The sequence below is a fragment of the Rhizobium sp. WYJ-E13 genome (assembly GCF_018987265.1).
Classification (GTDB): domain Bacteria; phylum Pseudomonadota; class Alphaproteobacteria; order Rhizobiales; family Rhizobiaceae; genus Rhizobium.
Genome location: NZ_CP076853.1, coordinates 3,694,994 through 3,709,201, shown reverse-complemented (window position 1 = coordinate 3,709,201; position 14,208 = coordinate 3,694,994). Strand labels below are relative to the sequence as shown.

Here is a 14,208-nt window from a genome sequence, read left to right as displayed (position 1 = left end):
CGTGCTGATCGGTTGATCAGCGGGCCTGGGTGAGCAGGATCTTGGCGGCGAAGACCGAGAAGATGCCGGCGAAGGTATAGTCCATGCCGCGCAGCACCTTCCTGTTCTTCTGCAGCCAGCTCGCCAGCCAGTCGGCTGCCATGACGACGGTCGCATTGACCGGCATGCCGATCACGATGAAGCAGAAGCCGAGAAAAAGCAGCTTGTGTGTGACAGCAGGATCGTTGGCGCTGACGAACTGCGGCAGGAAAGTCATGAAGAAGATAATGACCTTCGGGTTCAACAGATTGACCCAGAAGCCTGAGGAAACGTTCGAAAGGATCGTCCCCTTCGGACCTTCAATCTTGGCGACCGTCAGCTTCGAGCCGAAGCGGATCGCCTGAACGGCCAGCCAGAAGAGATAGGCCGCACCCCCGGTCTTGAGGATCAGGAAGGCGGTCGGCGAGGCGGTAATCAGCGCAGAGATGCCGAAGGCGACCAGCATCGTGTGCACGACGATCCCGAGGCTGGTGCCGAGAACGACGAAGAGGGCTGCCTTCTTGCCCTGCGCAAGTGCACGGCTGATCGACAGCGTCATGTCAGGGCCGGGAGTTGCCGCCAGCAACAGCGTGGCGGCGGCAAATGCAATAAGCGTCGGAAAGCTCGGCAGGAAATCCATGGTCTTCTCTGAAAGACGGAAAAAGATCTGGGGATCTCTTACCCGGCTTTCAGAAAATTACCAATCAAACCTTGTTATGGCGCCGATTACTTCTGTTCGAGGAAGGCCTTGAACCTGTCGGCGTAGTCCTTGTGCCAGCGCGACAGCGGCGGACGGTTCTCGATGATGTCGCCGATCGCCCAGGCCATACGACGTTCGTCGACCGGGCGTGCGACGTCGTTGTCGGGGCATAGAATATAGAAATCTCCGCGCTCCAGGCTTTCGACCATGAAATTAACCGTCTGTTCCGGCGTCCAGGCTCCGGCCGGTTTCTCGCTGCGGTCACCCTTTGTGAGGCCGGTAAAGACGAAGCCTGGAATCAGCAGATGTGCTGATATCTGCGAGCGTTCGGTGTTGCGCAGCTCGTGTTCGAGCGCTTCGGTGAAGACTTTCACGCCGGCTTTCGAGACGTTGTAGGCCGGGTTGCCGGGCGGAGTGGTGATGCCCTGTTTGGAGCCTGTGTTGATGATGAGGCCAGGCTCACCATGGGCGACCATGCCTGGGCCGAAGGTCCTTGTGCCATTGATGACGCCGAGGAGATTGACCGCGAGGATATTGTCCCAGCCGGCCTGTGGGCTGAAGATCGAGGTTTGGGGGCCGATGCCAGCATTGTTCATCAGCACATGCACGCGGCCGAAGCGCTGGATGACGGCGCGCTCGAGGGCTTCGATCTGTTCCTTTTGCGAGACGTCGGTCTCAGTGGCCATCACATGTTCCTGACCAGCAATCGCCTCGAGTTCGGCACGGGCGTCGGCGAGCTTCTCGCCGCCGAGATCGGCGATGACGACGCTCATGCCAGCTCTGGCGAAGTGTTTTGCAGCGGCAAGGCCGATGCCGGAAGCACCGCCGGTGACAACGGCAACATTGGATTGCTTGAAAATGTCTTGAATATTCGTCACGGGACTGGCCTCTCCTCAGAGCAATGTTCGGACGTTGCCGAATATGGGCTCCGGTTCTACGCTGTCAAACCCTATCGGGCCGGTTGCTGTCCTCGTTGCCCTTGCGTCGCGCGCCAATCTCGCTAAAAGTGCCGCGATACCGGGCTTTGCGGGTGTGCCGCGGCCTTTATGCAACGGACCTCATCATTATGGCATCATACAAAGACGTGAAGAAAGTCGTGCTCGCCTATTCCGGCGGTCTCGATACCTCGATCATCCTGAAGTGGCTGCAGACCGAACTCGGCGCCGAAGTCGTCACCTTCACGGCCGATCTCGGCCAGGGCGAAGAGCTGGAGCCGGCGCGCAAGAAGGCCGAGATGCTCGGCATCAAGGAGATCTACATCGAGGACGTGCGCGAGGAATTCGTGCGCGATTTCGTCTTCCCGATGTTCCGTGCGAACGCCGTCTATGAAGGTGTCTACCTGCTCGGCACGTCGATTGCCCGTCCGCTGATCTCCAAGCACCTCATCGATATCGCCCGGAAGACCGGTGCAGATGCGATCGCGCACGGCGCGACCGGCAAGGGCAACGACCAGGTCCGTTTCGAGCTTTCGGCCTATGCGCTGAACCCCGATATCAAGATCATCGCGCCGTGGCGCGACTGGGCCTTCAAGAGCCGCACCGATCTGCTGGAATTTGCCGAGAAGCACCAGATCCCGGTAGCCAAGGACAAGAAGGGCGAGGCTCCCTTCTCGGTCGACGCCAACCTGCTGCACTCCTCTTCCGAGGGCAAAGTTCTGGAAGATCCGGCGCAGGAGGCTCCTGAATATGTGCATATGCGCACCATCTCACCGGAAGCGGCGCCCGACAAGGCGACCACCATCAAGGTTTGTTTCCGCAAGGGCGACGCCGTGTCGATCAATGGTGTCGAGATGTCTCCGGCCACGCTGCTCGCGACCCTCAACAATTACGGCCGCGACAATGGCATCGGTCGCCTCGACCTCGTCGAGAACCGCTACGTTGGCATGAAGTCGCGCGGTGTCTATGAGACCCCTGGCGGCACGATCCTGCTCGCAGCGCATCGCGCCATCGAGTCGATCACGCTCGACCGCGGTGCCGCACATCTCAAGGATGAGCTGATGCCGCGTTATGCAGAGCTCATCTATTATGGCTTCTGGTTCTCGCCGGAGCGCGAGATGCTGCAGGCTCTGATCGACAAGAGCCAGGAGCACGTCGAAGGTGAAGTGACGCTGAAGCTCTACAAGGGCAATGTCATGGTCATCGGCCGCGAGAGCGAAAAGTCGTTGTACTCCGACAAGCTTGTTACTTTCGAAGACGACCAGGGCGCTTACGATCAGAAGGATGCCGCAGGCTTCATCAAGCTCAACGCCCTGCGTCTGCGCACGCTCGGAAAGCGTAACCTGAAGAAGTAAGTCGTCTCAGAGCGATATTAATAGGCTCGCCGGCTGTGTCGCGCGGGCCTTTTCTTTGTTGTGCCGATTGCAGGTTGCAACGTCTTGACGCGGCGAGGTTGTCGCATAAGCTGAGCCGTCATCACTGGAGCATTCCCATGCCGCAATCCCTGCTTCTCGGCGCCTTTCTGGCGGCGCTTTTCTATGTGCTCATTCCCGGCCCGGCCTTCCTGCAGCTTCTCGGCATTGGCGCCGGGCAGGGGCGTAGGGCGGGCGCCTTCTTCATGATGGGTCATCTCGTCGGCGATCTTATCTGGTCGGGACTGGCGCTGGTCGCAATCGTCGGGGCGAAGACCATAGGCACTTTCGTGTTCGACCTGCTTGGGTTCGCCTGCGGTTTCTATCTGGCCTGGATCGGCTGGAGCGCCATCAATGCCAAGCCGAAAGCGGAGGGGCAGGCATTGATGGTGGTGGAGCGGCCTTTCCGACGTGGGCTGATCTTCGGCGTCACCAATCCGAAGGGCTATCCAGTGGCGCTCGCCACGTTCACGGCACTAGTTGCGGGCTCTGCGAACGCGCTCGATTTCCAGGCGCTGCCGATGTTGCTTAGTGTTTCCTTCGTGGGCTTCATCACCGCGGATATCATCCTGATCGGCATCATCGGCGCCGGCGTTGTGCGCCGCTTCTACCGCGCGCATGAACGTTTGATCGTCCGTTGCTCGGGCGTGCTCTTCATGGGTTTTGCCGTGCAGGCGCTGTGGCACGCAACGCCTGGTCTGCTCGGCTGGCGGAAGGCCTGATCAGGCCTCACTGCCCAGGAAACCAACGACCGAATTCAGCGTCTGAACCTCGTTCGGATCGCCGATCGACATGGCGATCTGAAGCTGGCTGCGATAGTAGTCGAGGAAGTTGAAGCTCGTGCCGTCGGTGACGTTGGATAGATCGATGACATTGCCGAGCGGATCGATCGCGTGCATCGGCAGTGGTTCGGATATCGCGGCAAACGTATTCTGATCGATCAGGCCGTTATCGAAGCTCTGGCGCGCATAGCTGCGCAATTCACCCGGGCTGACGGCCGTAAAATCGAGCGCCTGCCCTTTGTCAGAATCTTCGATCTGGAACGAACCTTGAGCGACAGCCGGCTTGGGCTCGATTGTAATATCAGCGGTCTTCGAACTTTTTGCGTTATTATTGGGATTGTTTTTGAATAGCAAACTCTGAGAAGACCGCAGGGAGAAAATTTCCATGCGCATGTCCTCTTACATGAAGATTAAAGAGAAACTAGCGTCTTGGCCCGATTCGCGTCAATCGTTAACGATTGGTTAATTTTCATGTATCAATTCTTGCCTTCAAGATTTAGCCAGGCGGGCAAAAGTCCAAGTTACCCACATATCAATCCTGTGATGGCCTTCCTATATTACCGATCCACTTGCCGGCATAAAGGACTTTCATATGTCTTCTTCCACTCAATTCAATCAGGCACTTGTCAACTGGAATGGCCTTCATGGCCTGCCGCGTTTCGATGCGGTCGCCGATGGCGATTTCGAGGCCGCCTTCGAGGCTGCTCTCGCCTCGCACGAAAGAGAGATCGACGAGATCGCCGGTAACAGACAGGAACCGACCTTCGACAATACGGTCGTGGCGCTCGAAATCGCCGGCGATGAGCTGTCGCGCGTTTCCGCTCTTTTCTGGAACCGCGCCGGTGCCCATACCAACGACGTCATTCAGGCACTGGAACGCGATATTTCGCCGAAGATGTCACGGCATTATTCGAAGATTGGCATGAATGCCGACCTGTTCAAGCGCATCGATGCGCTCTGGGAAAAACGTGAGAGCCTTGGCCTGACGCTGGAACAGACGCGGGTGCTGGAACGGCATTGGAAAGGCTTCGTCAAATCCGGTGCCAAGCTGCCTAAGGCGGAGCAGGAGAAGCTTGCCGCGATCAATGAAAAACTCGCCGGCCTCAGCACAGGGTTCGGGCAGAACGTCCTAGCCGACGAGAAGAGCTGGTCACTGATCCTCTCCAGTGAAGACGAACTCGCCGGCATTCCCGATTTCCTGCGCGATGCGATGGCAGTTGCTGCTCGCGAGCGCGGCGAGGACGGCAAGTATGCCGTAACGCTGTCGCGCTCGATCATCGAGCCATTTCTGACTTTTTCGGAGCGGCGCGATCTTCGCGAGCAGGCCTTCAAAGCTTGGGTGGCGCGCGGTGAAAATGCCGGCGCGACTGACAACAGGAGCATCATTCGCGAGACGCTTGCGCTCCGCGATGAGGTGGCGAAGCTCCTTGGATACGGCAATTTTGCGGAATTGAAGCTCGACAACACGATGGCAAAGACGCCAGAGGCCGTGAACGATCTGCTGCGTGCCGTCTGGGCAAGGGCCGTGAAGCGTGCCCATGAGGAGGAAGCCGATATTGCCGGTTTGATCGCTGCCGAGGGTAAGAACCATGAGGTTATGCCCTGGGACTGGCGGCACTATGCGGAAAAGATTCGGGCGCAGCGATTCAGTTTCTCGGAAGCAGAATTGAAGCCCTATCTGCAGCTCGAAAAAATCATCGACGCCTGCTTCGATGTTGCCGGCCGGCTGTTCGGCATTCGCGCCGTGGAGAAGAAGGGTATTGCTGCCTACCATCCCGATGTGCGCGTCTTCGAGATCCGCGACCGCGAGGACAAGCTGGTCGCCCTCTTTCTCGGCGACTATTTCGCCCGCGGCTCGAAGCGTTCGGGCGCCTGGATGAGTTCCTTCCAGTCGCAGCATAAGCTGATGCTGAAGAACGGTCATCACGGCGAGCTGCCGATCATCTACAATGTCTGTAACTTCGCAAAGCCTGCCGAAGGCAAGCCGGCTCTGCTTTCGCTCGATGATGCGCGCACCCTTTTCCACGAGTTTGGCCACGCGCTGCACGGTATGTTGTCCAATGTCACCTATCCCTCGGTCGCCGGCACAGCCGTGTCGCGTGATTTTGTGGAATTGCCCTCGCAGCTCTACGAGCACTGGCTGACGGTTCCTGCCATCCTTAGGGAATATGCCGTGCATTTCGAAACCGGGGAGCCGATGCCGCAGGCATTGTTCGATAAGGTTCTGGCAGCCCGCACCTTCAATTCCGGCTTCAACACCGTGGAGTTCACCTCTTCCGCGCTGGTCGACATGGCCTTCCACACACGCGACGGCGTGGATGATCCAATGGCCGTGCAGGCTGAGGTGCTCTCGGAGATCGGCATGCCGAAATCGATTGTCATGCGTCATGCCACGCCGCACTTTCAGCATATTTTCTCCGGGGGTTATTCGGCTGGCTACTATTCCTACATGTGGTCTGAAGTGCTCGATGCCGATGCCTTCGCCGCCTTCGAAGAGACGGGCGATGCCTTTAATGGCGAAATGGCCAGGAAGCTTCGCGAGAACATCTACTCCACCGGTGGTTCCGTCGATCCGGAAGAGGCTTACAAGGCTTTCCGCGGCAAGCTGCCGAGCCCGGACGCGATGCTCGTCAAGAAGGGGCTTGCGACCTTCGAGGAATTGACAGGTAGCGACGCATAAGACAGTTTGATGACATGGAGCAAAGCGGTATGGTGACAACCATGCCGCAGCTTTCGCGTGCCACCCCCTTTCGCAATCGCGAAAAAAGCGGTATGAGCGCGCCAAACATAAATGGCGCGTCCACTAAGCGTAGCGCCCCAGCCTCAGAGATTATGACAAATGGCACTTCGCAACATCGCGATCATCGCGCACGTTGACCATGGCAAAACGACCCTTGTCGACGAGCTCCTGAAACAGTCCGGCTCGTTCCGTGAGAACCAGCGTGTTGCAGAACGCGTGATGGACTCGAACGATCTTGAAAAGGAACGCGGTATCACCATTCTCGCCAAGGCGACCTCGGTGGAATGGAAAGGTGTCCGTATCAACATCGTCGACACCCCCGGCCACGCAGACTTCGGCGGTGAGGTCGAGCGCATTCTCTCGATGGTGGATGGCGCGATCGTTCTGGTCGATTCCTCCGAAGGCCCGATGCCGCAGACGAAGTTCGTCGTCTCCAAGGCGCTGAAGGTCGGCCTTCGTCCGATCGTCGCGATCAACAAGATCGACCGTCCCGATGGTCGCCATGAAGAAGTTATCAACGAAGTCTTCGACCTCTTCGCAAATCTCGATGCGACCGACGAACAGCTCGACTTCCCGATCATGTACGGTTCGGGCCGCGACGGCTGGATGAACGTCAACCCGGAAGGCCCGAAGGATGAGGGGCTTGCGCCGCTTCTCGACCTGGTGCTGAAGCATGTTCCGGAGCCGACTGTCGAAGAAGGCCCGTTCCGCATGATCGGCACCATCCTCGAAGCCAACCCCTTCCTCGGCCGTATCATCACCGGCCGCATTGCATCGGGCTCGATCAAGCCGAACCAGGCCGTCAAGGTTCTCGGTCAGGACGGCAAGCTGATCGAAACCGGCCGAATTTCCAAGATCCTCGCGTTCCGCGGCATCGAGCGCACGGCGATCGAAGAAGCCCATGCGGGCGACATTGTCGCGATCGCTGGCCTTTCCAAGGGTACTGTCGCCGATACGTTCTGCGATCCGTCCGTCTCGGAAGCGATGAAGGCGCAGCCGATCGACCCGCCAACGGTTACCATGTCCTTCATCGTCAACGACAGCCCGCTGGCGGGCACCGAAGGCGACAAGGTGACGAGCCGCGTCATCCGCGACCGTCTCTTCAAGGAAGCCGAAGGCAACGTCGCCCTGAAGATTGAAGAAGCCGAAGGCAAGGATTCGTTCTACGTTTCCGGCCGCGGCGAACTTCAGCTCGCCGTTCTCATCGAAACCATGCGTCGTGAAGGCTTCGAGCTTGCGGTGTCACGTCCGCGCGTCGTGATGCACAAGGACGAAAGCGGCCAGCTCCTGGAGCCGATCGAAGAAGTCGTCATCGACGTCGACGAGGAACATTCCGGTGTCGTCGTCCAGAAGATGTCCGAGCGCAAGGCCGAAATGGCTGAGCTGCGTCCGTCGGGCGGCAACCGTCTTCGCCTGCGTTTCTACGCACCGACCCGTGGCCTGATCGGCTACCAGTCGGAACTGCTGACGGATACGCGCGGCACGGCGATCATGAACCGCCTGTTCCACGACTACCAGCCCTACAAGGGTGTGATCGGTGGCCGCGTCAATGGCGTGCTGCTCGCCAACGGATCCGGCGAAGCTGTCGCTTATGCGATGTTCAACCTGGAAGATCGTGGCCCGATGATCATCGAGCCGGGCGAAAAGGTTTATGCCGGCATGATTATCGGCATCCATTCACGCGACAACGATCTTGAAGTGAACGTCCTGAAGGGCAAGCAGCTCACCAACATCCGCGCCGCCGGCAAGGACGAAGCAGTGAAGCTGACGCCGCCGATCCGCATGACGCTTGATCGTGCGCTCTCCTGGATCCAGGACGACGAGTTGATGGAAGTGACGCCGAAGAATATTCGTCTTCGCAAGATGTATCTCGACGCAAACGACCGCAAGCGGTTCGAAAAGTCGAAGGCGGCGCTCTAAGAGCCTCGAGCCATCCCTTAAAACCCCGGCCGTTGCGCCGGGGTTTTTTATTGTGCGCCGCGTCGATTCCGGCTTGTGACAATCGTTAAAAAAGCGTTAAATTTTCTCTGTCGTCCACATATCAAGTCTGTGGGCAATCGATCACGATGCGGCTGTCGCATATGGTTAATTGCCTCCGGCAGGACCAGAGTAAGCGTTATGAAGACGTTGTCGATTGATGTCCGGCGGGCCGAACCGCATGATGCCCGAGCCATTTCGGAAGCCCATCGGCTTTCATGGCAGCATACTTATGCAGGCATCATTCCGCATCGCGCACTCACCCAGATGATCGAACGCCGCGGCGAAAATTGGTGGCGCAAGGCGACACGTGGCCCTGCCACGTTGCTTGTTCTCGATGTTGCGGGCACTGTCGCGGGCTATGCGACCCTCGGTCTCAATCGCGCCCGCGCGCTGCCGCAGGAAGGCGAAATCTACGAGCTCTACCTGCGTCCGGAATACCAGGGCATCGGCCTCGGTAAACTGCTTTTCGGCGAAGCCCGGCGACTTCTGAAATCCCTTGGTTGTAACGGCATGGTCGTCTGGTGCCTGGAAGAGAACGAGACGGCTGCCGGCTTTTATCGCGATCATGGCGGTATCGATTTCTGCGAAGGCATGGAAAATTTCGACCATAAGCAGATCAAAAAGATCGGCTTCATCTGGAACTGATTACGGCTTCGCAACCGACCCATTTCACACTGCAAATATTCCACTTTTGGATGTCCTTGCATATTAAGCATTGCTTGCGAGGCATGTTGCGTTGCGAGATGAAACCGATTAACTGGCTGCGACCAATTCAACCTCGCGGGAGTTTCTTATGCGCATCGATGCCGTTTCAATCGGTAATAATCCACCAGAAGACGTCAACGTTATCGTCGAGGTTCCGGTCGGCGGTCATCCGATCAAGTACGAAATGGACAAGGAAGCCGGCACGCTGGTTGTCGACCGTTTCCTCTACACGCCGATGACCTATCCGGGTAACTATGGCTTCGTACCGCATACGCTCTCGGAAGATGGCGACCCGATCGACGTCCTGATCGCCAGCACCCGCCCGCTGGTCCCGGGCTGTGTCATCAACGTCCGCCCGATCGGCGTTCTGAAGATGGAAGACAATTCCGGCAAGGACGAGAAGATCATTGCCGTTCCGTCGCCCAAGCTGACGCTGCGTTATGAGAAGGTCACGGACTACACCGACCTTCCGGAAATTACGCTGAAGCAGATCGAGCACTTCTTCGAGCACTACAAGGATCTGGAACCCGGCAAATGGGTGAAGATCTACGGCTGGGGCGATTCCAAGGAAGCCGGCGCGCTCATCCTCGAAGCGATCGAGCGCGCCAAGAAGGAAAAGGCCTGATCCTAGCTTTTATGCAATTCCGGACGCAGAATCGCTGCACACTTTTGCTGGAATTGCTTTAGCCGAAAAGCGTTTCAAGCTTTCTGATCAAATCCTCCGGGTCGCCATCGATCCGGAGGATTTTTTTACGCGATGTGTCGCCGGAGACGAGATCGACGGAGGATTTGGCGATGCCGAGCGATTTGGCGATGAGGGCGATGAGCGCCTTGTTGGCTTTTCCCTTTTCCGGAACGGCGGTCACGCGCGCTTTTAGAGCGGGATGATTTTAGATGGAATCGAAAAGGGGATTCCCTTTTTCCCGCAAATCAGCTTCACCATTGAGACCGGTAAAGGAGGCCGGTCTTTATGGCAAAACCTTTTTCCGATGATTTGCGGGAACGCGTTGTCGGCGCGGTGACGCGCGAAGGATTGTCCTGCCGGGCAGCGGCGAAGCGCTTCGGGATTGGCATCAGCACCGCGATCGATTGGGTGCGGCGCTTTCGCCAGACGGGCAGCGCAGCCCCCGGTCAGATGGGCGGGCACAAGCCACGGGCGATCGCCGGTGAGCATCAGGAGTGGCTGCTCGAGCGCTGCCGCACACGGGCTTTTACCCTGCGCGGGCTGGTCGCGGAACTGGGCGAGCGTGGCCTGAAGGTCGATTACCGCTCCGTGTGGACCTTCGTGCATGATGAAGGGTTGAGTTATAAAAAAAGACAATGGTCGCCGACGAGCGCGAGCGGCCCGATGTCGCCGCCCGACGGAACCGCTGGCTGAAGCATCGCTATCATGTCGATCCGGCCCGCCTCGTCTTCATCGATGAAACCTGGACGAAGACGAATATGGCGCCGCTCCGGGGCTGGGCGCCGCGCGGCGAACGGTTGCCCGGTCAGGCGCCCTTCGGCCATTGGAACACCATGACGTTCATTGCCGCCCTGCGCGCCGACCGCGTCAGCGCGCCATGGATCATCGACGGCCCGATCAATGGCGAGCGGTTCCTGATCTATGTGGAAAAGGTGCTGGTCCCCGAACTCAAGCCAGACGATATCGTCGTGATGGACAATCTGGGCTCACACAAGGCAAAAGCAATCCGCACCGCGATCCGCAAGGCTGGGGCCAAACTGTTCTTCCTGCCCAAATACTCCCCTGACCTCAATCCCATCGAAAAGCTCTTTGCCAAGATCAAGCACTGGCTACGCGAGGCACAGGCCAGAACTCGCCACGCGATCGACGAGGCCATCGCAGCCATCCTCAAGACAGTTTCACCACAGGAATGCCAAAACTACTTCAAGGAAGCCGGATATGAACGGACTTAAAATCATCCCGCTCTAGCAGCATTCCGCCCTCGCCATCGGGTTCGATACCGTCGATGGCATCCCGCCCGCCATTCGGCGTCAGCCGGACGGCTAGGCGGATATGATCGTCAAATTTCTTCCAGGGCGAGGTCAAGCGACGAGCGGATAGATCGTCGTCCAGAGGAAGGAACGCAGGAAGAAGATGATCAGCAAAAGGATGATCGGCGAGATGTCGATGCCGCCGAGATTGGGCAGCAGGCGACGGATCGGGCGCAGCAGGGGTTCAGTGACGTTATAGAGGAACGTTCCGACCTGATTGACGAACTGATTGCTGGAATTGATGACGTTGAATGCATAGAGCCAGGAGAAGATAGCGCTGGCAATCAGGATCCAAGTGTAAAGTTGCAAAGCCAAATCAATGGTTTGAAACAGCGCAATCATCGTCGTCTCCAATTCGTTGTTGACAGACATGTAGACATTGGCGACTAAACGAGCAAGTGCCGTGTGAAACCGCACGATGAATCATGTTTAACGGCCGCTTTTGCACGGCTTTGGCGCCGTTTCCTCGGAAAAGCTCTATGTCGCTTTCGCCCACCGGAGACCGTTTTGCCGCGTTCCGGCATCCGTCCTACACGCGCTTCTTTTTCGCGCGATTCCTGCTCTCGTTTTCGCAGCAGATCGTCAGCGTCGCGGTGGGCTGGCAGATGTATGATCAGACGGGGAGCGCCATTTATCTCGGCCTGATCGGGCTCGTGCAGTTCCTGCCGTCCCTCGTGCTCATCCTCGTCACCGGTTCGGTGGCCGATCGCCACAATCGCCGCGCCATTGCCTCGATCTGTTCACTCGTCGGTGCGCTCTGCACGCTGGTTTTGCTCGGTATGACGGTTACGGGCACATTTTCGCCGATCCCGGTCTTCATCGTTCTACTGGTCTTCGGCATCGAGCGTGCCTTCATGGCGCCGGCGGTGCAGTCGCTTGCGCCGAACCTCGTACCGGAGAAGGATCTCTCCAATGCGATCGCCTGGAATTCGTCGTCCTGGCAGCTCGCGGCCATAACCGGTCCCGTGCTCGGCGGTCTGCTTTATGGGGTCAGCGCTTCGACGGCCTATTGGGTTGCCGTTATCTTCTCCGCGCTCGGTGCGATCCTGCTCTGCATGATTCCAAAGCCGCCGCAGAAGACGGCGGGAGAGGCCAAGAGCTGGGACATGATCCTCGGCGGCTTCCGTTATATCCGAGAAGAGAGGGTGGTGCTCGGCGCCATCTCGCTCGATCTCTTCGCCGTTCTCCTCGGCGGTGCCACGGCACTGATGCCGATCTTTGCCCGCGATATCCTGACGCTCGGGCCGTGGGGCCTCGGCTTGCTTCGCTCGGCGCCTGGCGTCGGCGCCATCATCATGGCAATTTTCCTTGCCGCTTATCCTCTTAAGCATAAGGCCGGGATGTACATGTTCATCGGCGTGGCCATCTTTGGTCTCGGTACGATTGTCTTCGGCTTGTCGACGAATACCGAAGTCTCCATTGCCGCGCTCGCCATCATGGGCGCTGCGGACATGATCTCCGTCTATGTTCGCGAAAGTCTGATCGCGCTCTGGACACCGGACCATCTGCGTGGCCGTGTCAACGCGGTCAATACGGTCTTCGTCGGCGCTTCCAACGAGCTCGGGGAATTCCGCGCGGGTACGATGGCTTCGGTTTTTGGCGCCGTCCCTGCCGTCATTATCGGTGGGATTGGCACGCTCGCCGTTGCTGCAATATGGGCAACCGGATTCCCGAAGCTGCGGAAGATCGATACGCTTGCCGCGCCTATGCGAGAAGTGGCGTAACGGCCGCCGTCTTGCCTTCGAAGACGATATCCAGGAAATCGTCGAGCCAGGCTCTGAGCGGCGCATCGAACAGCATGCGACCTTCAAGATGTTCGCGCCCCTGCTGTGCATTCGGCAGGATGAAGCGGTGGGCGCCGTGCACCACCCAGCGATGCATCATCACCCGTGTCAGCTCCGCGTGGAACTGCAGGCCCCAGGCGTTGCCATTGTAGCGGAAGGCCTGATTGGGATAAGCATCGCCGGATGCCAACAGCTCGGCACCATGCGGCAGTTCAAATCCTTCCCGGTGGAAGTGATAGACCATTTTCGGCCAGTGCATCAGCAGCCGACCCCTTTCGGTCGTATGCAGCGGATACCAGCCGATCTCGGTGGACCCGTCACAATTGGCAGTGACCTTGCTGCCGAGCTGGCGCGCCAGCATCTGTGCACCAAGGCAGATGCCGAGATAGGGGCGGTTTTCCTTGAGCGGTATCTCCAGCCAGTCGATCTCCGCTTTCACGAACTCATCGGGATCGTTGGCGCTCATCGGGCCGCCGAAAACCACTGCACCGGCATGATCATCAAGCGTGGAGGGCAACTTATCGCCGAGTACCGGGCGTCGGATATCGAGATCATAGCCTTTCTCGATGAGAAGCTGGCCGACACGACCAGGGCTGGAACGCTCCTGATGAAGAATGATGAGAATGGGGCGCTTATCGCGTCTCATAATTCTGTCAGTCGGCATCGTCCTGCACCACCTGTGCGTCTGTAACCCGCGCGGCCGCCTCCTGCCGCTTCTGAATACGCTCACGGGAAGAAACACCCAGGAGATCGGCGATCCGCCAGATCACATGGTCTTCCATCTCGCTGCGCTCGCCATCGGCATAGACGATATCCCAGAGAATGCCGATCAGCTCCAGCCGCTGTTCGGTATTGAGATGTCTCTTAAGATCGGACGTGAAGCGGAAATAATCAACCGCCGAGCTTTCGGCTTCACGCCCCGCGGCCATCAGCGCGTCGAGCTGCTTACCATCAAGCGCGTACTGCTCCTTCAGGAGCTTGCGCAGTCGCTTCTTCTCGCTGTCCTTGATCTGGCCGTCGGCCTCCATGACCTGCATACAGAGCGCGGCGACCGCGATGCGCGGATCATCGGGGGCAAAGCCTGATTTCGGACGGTCGGCGGTCAGATGCTGGAAAAAGGCCTGAAAGCGTTCGAGCATGCGGTTTTTCGTTCCATT

14 protein-coding genes and 2 pseudogenes are annotated in these 14,208 nt (G+C 58.4%); 8 read left to right on the top strand and 8 right to left on the bottom strand.

Going from position 1 to position 14,208, the window contains the following annotated elements; all coding sequences use genetic code 11:
• Positions 1-16: 16 nt before the first annotated feature.
• Positions 17-658 carry a LysE family translocator gene (locus KQ933_RS18460; RefSeq protein ID WP_216756203.1) on the bottom strand — a complete coding sequence of 214 codons (642 nt, stop codon included), beginning with the start codon at positions 656-658 and terminating at the stop codon, positions 17-19.
• A gap of 86 nt (positions 659-744) precedes the next feature.
• Positions 745-1,596: an SDR family NAD(P)-dependent oxidoreductase gene (locus KQ933_RS18455; protein ID WP_216756202.1), complete on the bottom strand. Its 852-nt coding sequence runs from the start codon at positions 1,594-1,596 to the stop codon at positions 745-747.
• Positions 1,597-1,784: 188 nt separating this feature from the next.
• Here KQ933_RS18455 and KQ933_RS18450 point away from each other — a divergent pair, with 188 nt between their 5' ends.
• Both KQ933_RS18450 and KQ933_RS18445 read left to right on the top strand, forming a co-directional pair.
• Complete coding sequence (locus tag KQ933_RS18450) at positions 1,785-3,008, top strand: argininosuccinate synthase (RefSeq protein ID WP_216756201.1); 1,224 nt, start codon at positions 1,785-1,787, stop codon at positions 3,006-3,008.
• A 137-nt stretch (positions 3,009-3,145) separates the two neighbouring features.
• The gene (locus KQ933_RS18445) at positions 3,146-3,787 is read left to right on the top strand and encodes a LysE family translocator (protein ID WP_216756200.1); all 642 of its coding nucleotides are present in this window, start codon (positions 3,146-3,148) and stop codon (positions 3,785-3,787) included.
• Here KQ933_RS18445 and KQ933_RS18440 read toward each other — a convergent pair whose 3' ends face one another.
• Positions 3,788-4,234: a hypothetical protein gene (locus tag KQ933_RS18440; RefSeq protein ID WP_216756199.1), complete on the bottom strand. Its 447-nt coding sequence runs from the start codon at positions 4,232-4,234 to the stop codon at positions 3,788-3,790.
• A gap of 205 nt (positions 4,235-4,439) precedes the next feature.
• Between KQ933_RS18440 and KQ933_RS18435 the strand changes: the two genes are divergently transcribed.
• The 4 genes from KQ933_RS18435 (at position 4,440) to ppa (ending at position 9,897) form a co-directional block, all read left to right on the top strand.
• Positions 4,440-6,527 carry a M3 family metallopeptidase gene (locus KQ933_RS18435; RefSeq protein WP_216756198.1) on the top strand — a complete coding sequence of 696 codons (2,088 nt, stop codon included), beginning with the start codon at positions 4,440-4,442 and terminating at the stop codon, positions 6,525-6,527.
• 159 nt (positions 6,528-6,686) lie between these two features.
• The gene (gene typA / locus KQ933_RS18430; protein WP_216756197.1) at positions 6,687-8,507 is read left to right on the top strand and encodes a translational GTPase TypA; all 1,821 of its coding nucleotides are present in this window, start codon (positions 6,687-6,689) and stop codon (positions 8,505-8,507) included.
• A 198-nt stretch (positions 8,508-8,705) separates the two neighbouring features.
• Positions 8,706-9,212, top strand: coding sequence for a GNAT family N-acetyltransferase (locus KQ933_RS18425; RefSeq protein ID WP_216756196.1), 507 nt, complete (start codon positions 8,706-8,708; stop codon positions 9,210-9,212).
• Between the two features lie 148 nt (positions 9,213-9,360).
• Positions 9,361-9,897, top strand: coding sequence for an inorganic diphosphatase (ppa, locus tag KQ933_RS18420; RefSeq protein WP_183734387.1), 537 nt, complete (start codon positions 9,361-9,363; stop codon positions 9,895-9,897).
• Between the two features lie 58 nt (positions 9,898-9,955).
• Here ppa and KQ933_RS18415 read toward each other — a convergent pair.
• Positions 9,956-10,150 (bottom strand): annotated as a pseudogene (locus tag KQ933_RS18415) (DUF167 family protein); the annotation flags it as partial.
• Positions 10,151-10,242: 92 nt separating this feature from the next.
• On the opposite strand from KQ933_RS18415, the gene KQ933_RS18410 reads away from it, so the two are divergent.
• Positions 10,243-11,189, top strand: a protein-coding gene (locus KQ933_RS18410) for an IS630 family transposase (protein ID WP_216756194.1) whose coding sequence is annotated in 2 segments (ribosomal slippage) — positions 10,243-10,581 and positions 10,584-11,189 — 945 coding nt in all. Because the reading frame shifts where the segments join, the coding sequence is not laid out codon by codon here.
• Between the two features lie 25 nt (positions 11,190-11,214).
• On the opposite strand, the pseudogene KQ933_RS33465 reads toward KQ933_RS18410, so the two are convergent.
• Positions 11,215-11,322, bottom strand: a pseudogene (locus KQ933_RS33465) (DUF167 domain-containing protein); the annotation flags it as partial.
• Positions 11,319-11,609 (bottom strand): YggT family protein, encoded by a 291-nt coding sequence (locus KQ933_RS18405; RefSeq protein ID WP_183734650.1) that lies wholly within the window; start codon positions 11,607-11,609, stop codon positions 11,319-11,321. The pseudogene KQ933_RS33465 and the gene KQ933_RS18405, both read right to left, overlap by 4 nt.
• Before the next feature lie 137 nt (positions 11,610-11,746).
• Here KQ933_RS18405 and KQ933_RS18400 point away from each other — a divergent pair, with 137 nt between their 5' ends.
• On the top strand, positions 11,747-12,991 hold the full coding sequence (locus KQ933_RS18400) for an MFS transporter (protein WP_216756193.1): 1,245 nt from the start codon (positions 11,747-11,749) through the stop codon (positions 12,989-12,991).
• Here the strand turns inward: KQ933_RS18400 and KQ933_RS18395 are convergent.
• Both KQ933_RS18395 and KQ933_RS18390 read right to left on the bottom strand, forming a co-directional pair.
• Positions 12,972-13,715: a glutamine amidotransferase gene (locus KQ933_RS18395; protein WP_216756192.1), complete on the bottom strand. Its 744-nt coding sequence runs from the start codon at positions 13,713-13,715 to the stop codon at positions 12,972-12,974. The two genes, KQ933_RS18400 and KQ933_RS18395, sit on opposite strands and share 20 nt — an antisense overlap.
• Positions 13,705-14,190: a TerB family tellurite resistance protein gene (locus KQ933_RS18390; RefSeq protein WP_216756191.1), complete on the bottom strand. Its 486-nt coding sequence runs from the start codon at positions 14,188-14,190 to the stop codon at positions 13,705-13,707. Before KQ933_RS18390 ends, KQ933_RS18395 begins: the two co-directional genes overlap by 11 nt.
• Between the last annotated feature and the right edge of the window lie 18 nt (positions 14,191-14,208).

What these genes read in the sequence shown, in the direction of transcription:
- KQ933_RS18460 (WP_216756203.1), bottom strand. Translation starts at nt 658, where the DNA reads ATGGATTTCCTGCCGAGCTTTCCGACGCTTATTGCATTTGCCGCCGCC.
- KQ933_RS18450 (WP_216756201.1), top strand. Translation starts at nt 1,785, where the DNA reads ATGGCATCATACAAAGACGTGAAGAAAGTCGTGCTCGCCTATTCCGGC.
- KQ933_RS18445 (WP_216756200.1), top strand. Translation starts at nt 3,146, where the DNA reads ATGCCGCAATCCCTGCTTCTCGGCGCCTTTCTGGCGGCGCTTTTCTAT.
- KQ933_RS18440 (WP_216756199.1), bottom strand. Translation starts at nt 4,234, where the DNA reads ATGGAAATTTTCTCCCTGCGGTCTTCTCAGAGTTTGCTATTCAAAAAC.
- KQ933_RS18435 (WP_216756198.1), top strand. Translation starts at nt 4,440, where the DNA reads ATGTCTTCTTCCACTCAATTCAATCAGGCACTTGTCAACTGGAATGGC.
- typA (WP_216756197.1), top strand. Translation starts at nt 6,687, where the DNA reads ATGGCACTTCGCAACATCGCGATCATCGCGCACGTTGACCATGGCAAA.
- KQ933_RS18425 (WP_216756196.1), top strand. Translation starts at nt 8,706, where the DNA reads ATGAAGACGTTGTCGATTGATGTCCGGCGGGCCGAACCGCATGATGCC.
- ppa (WP_183734387.1), top strand. Translation starts at nt 9,361, where the DNA reads ATGCGCATCGATGCCGTTTCAATCGGTAATAATCCACCAGAAGACGTC.
- KQ933_RS18405 (WP_183734650.1), bottom strand. Translation starts at nt 11,609, where the DNA reads ATGATTGCGCTGTTTCAAACCATTGATTTGGCTTTGCAACTTTACACT.
- KQ933_RS18400 (WP_216756193.1), top strand. Translation starts at nt 11,747, where the DNA reads ATGTCGCTTTCGCCCACCGGAGACCGTTTTGCCGCGTTCCGGCATCCG.
- KQ933_RS18395 (WP_216756192.1), bottom strand. Translation starts at nt 13,715, where the DNA reads ATGCCGACTGACAGAATTATGAGACGCGATAAGCGCCCCATTCTCATC.
- KQ933_RS18390 (WP_216756191.1), bottom strand. Translation starts at nt 14,190, where the DNA reads ATGCTCGAACGCTTTCAGGCCTTTTTCCAGCATCTGACCGCCGACCGT.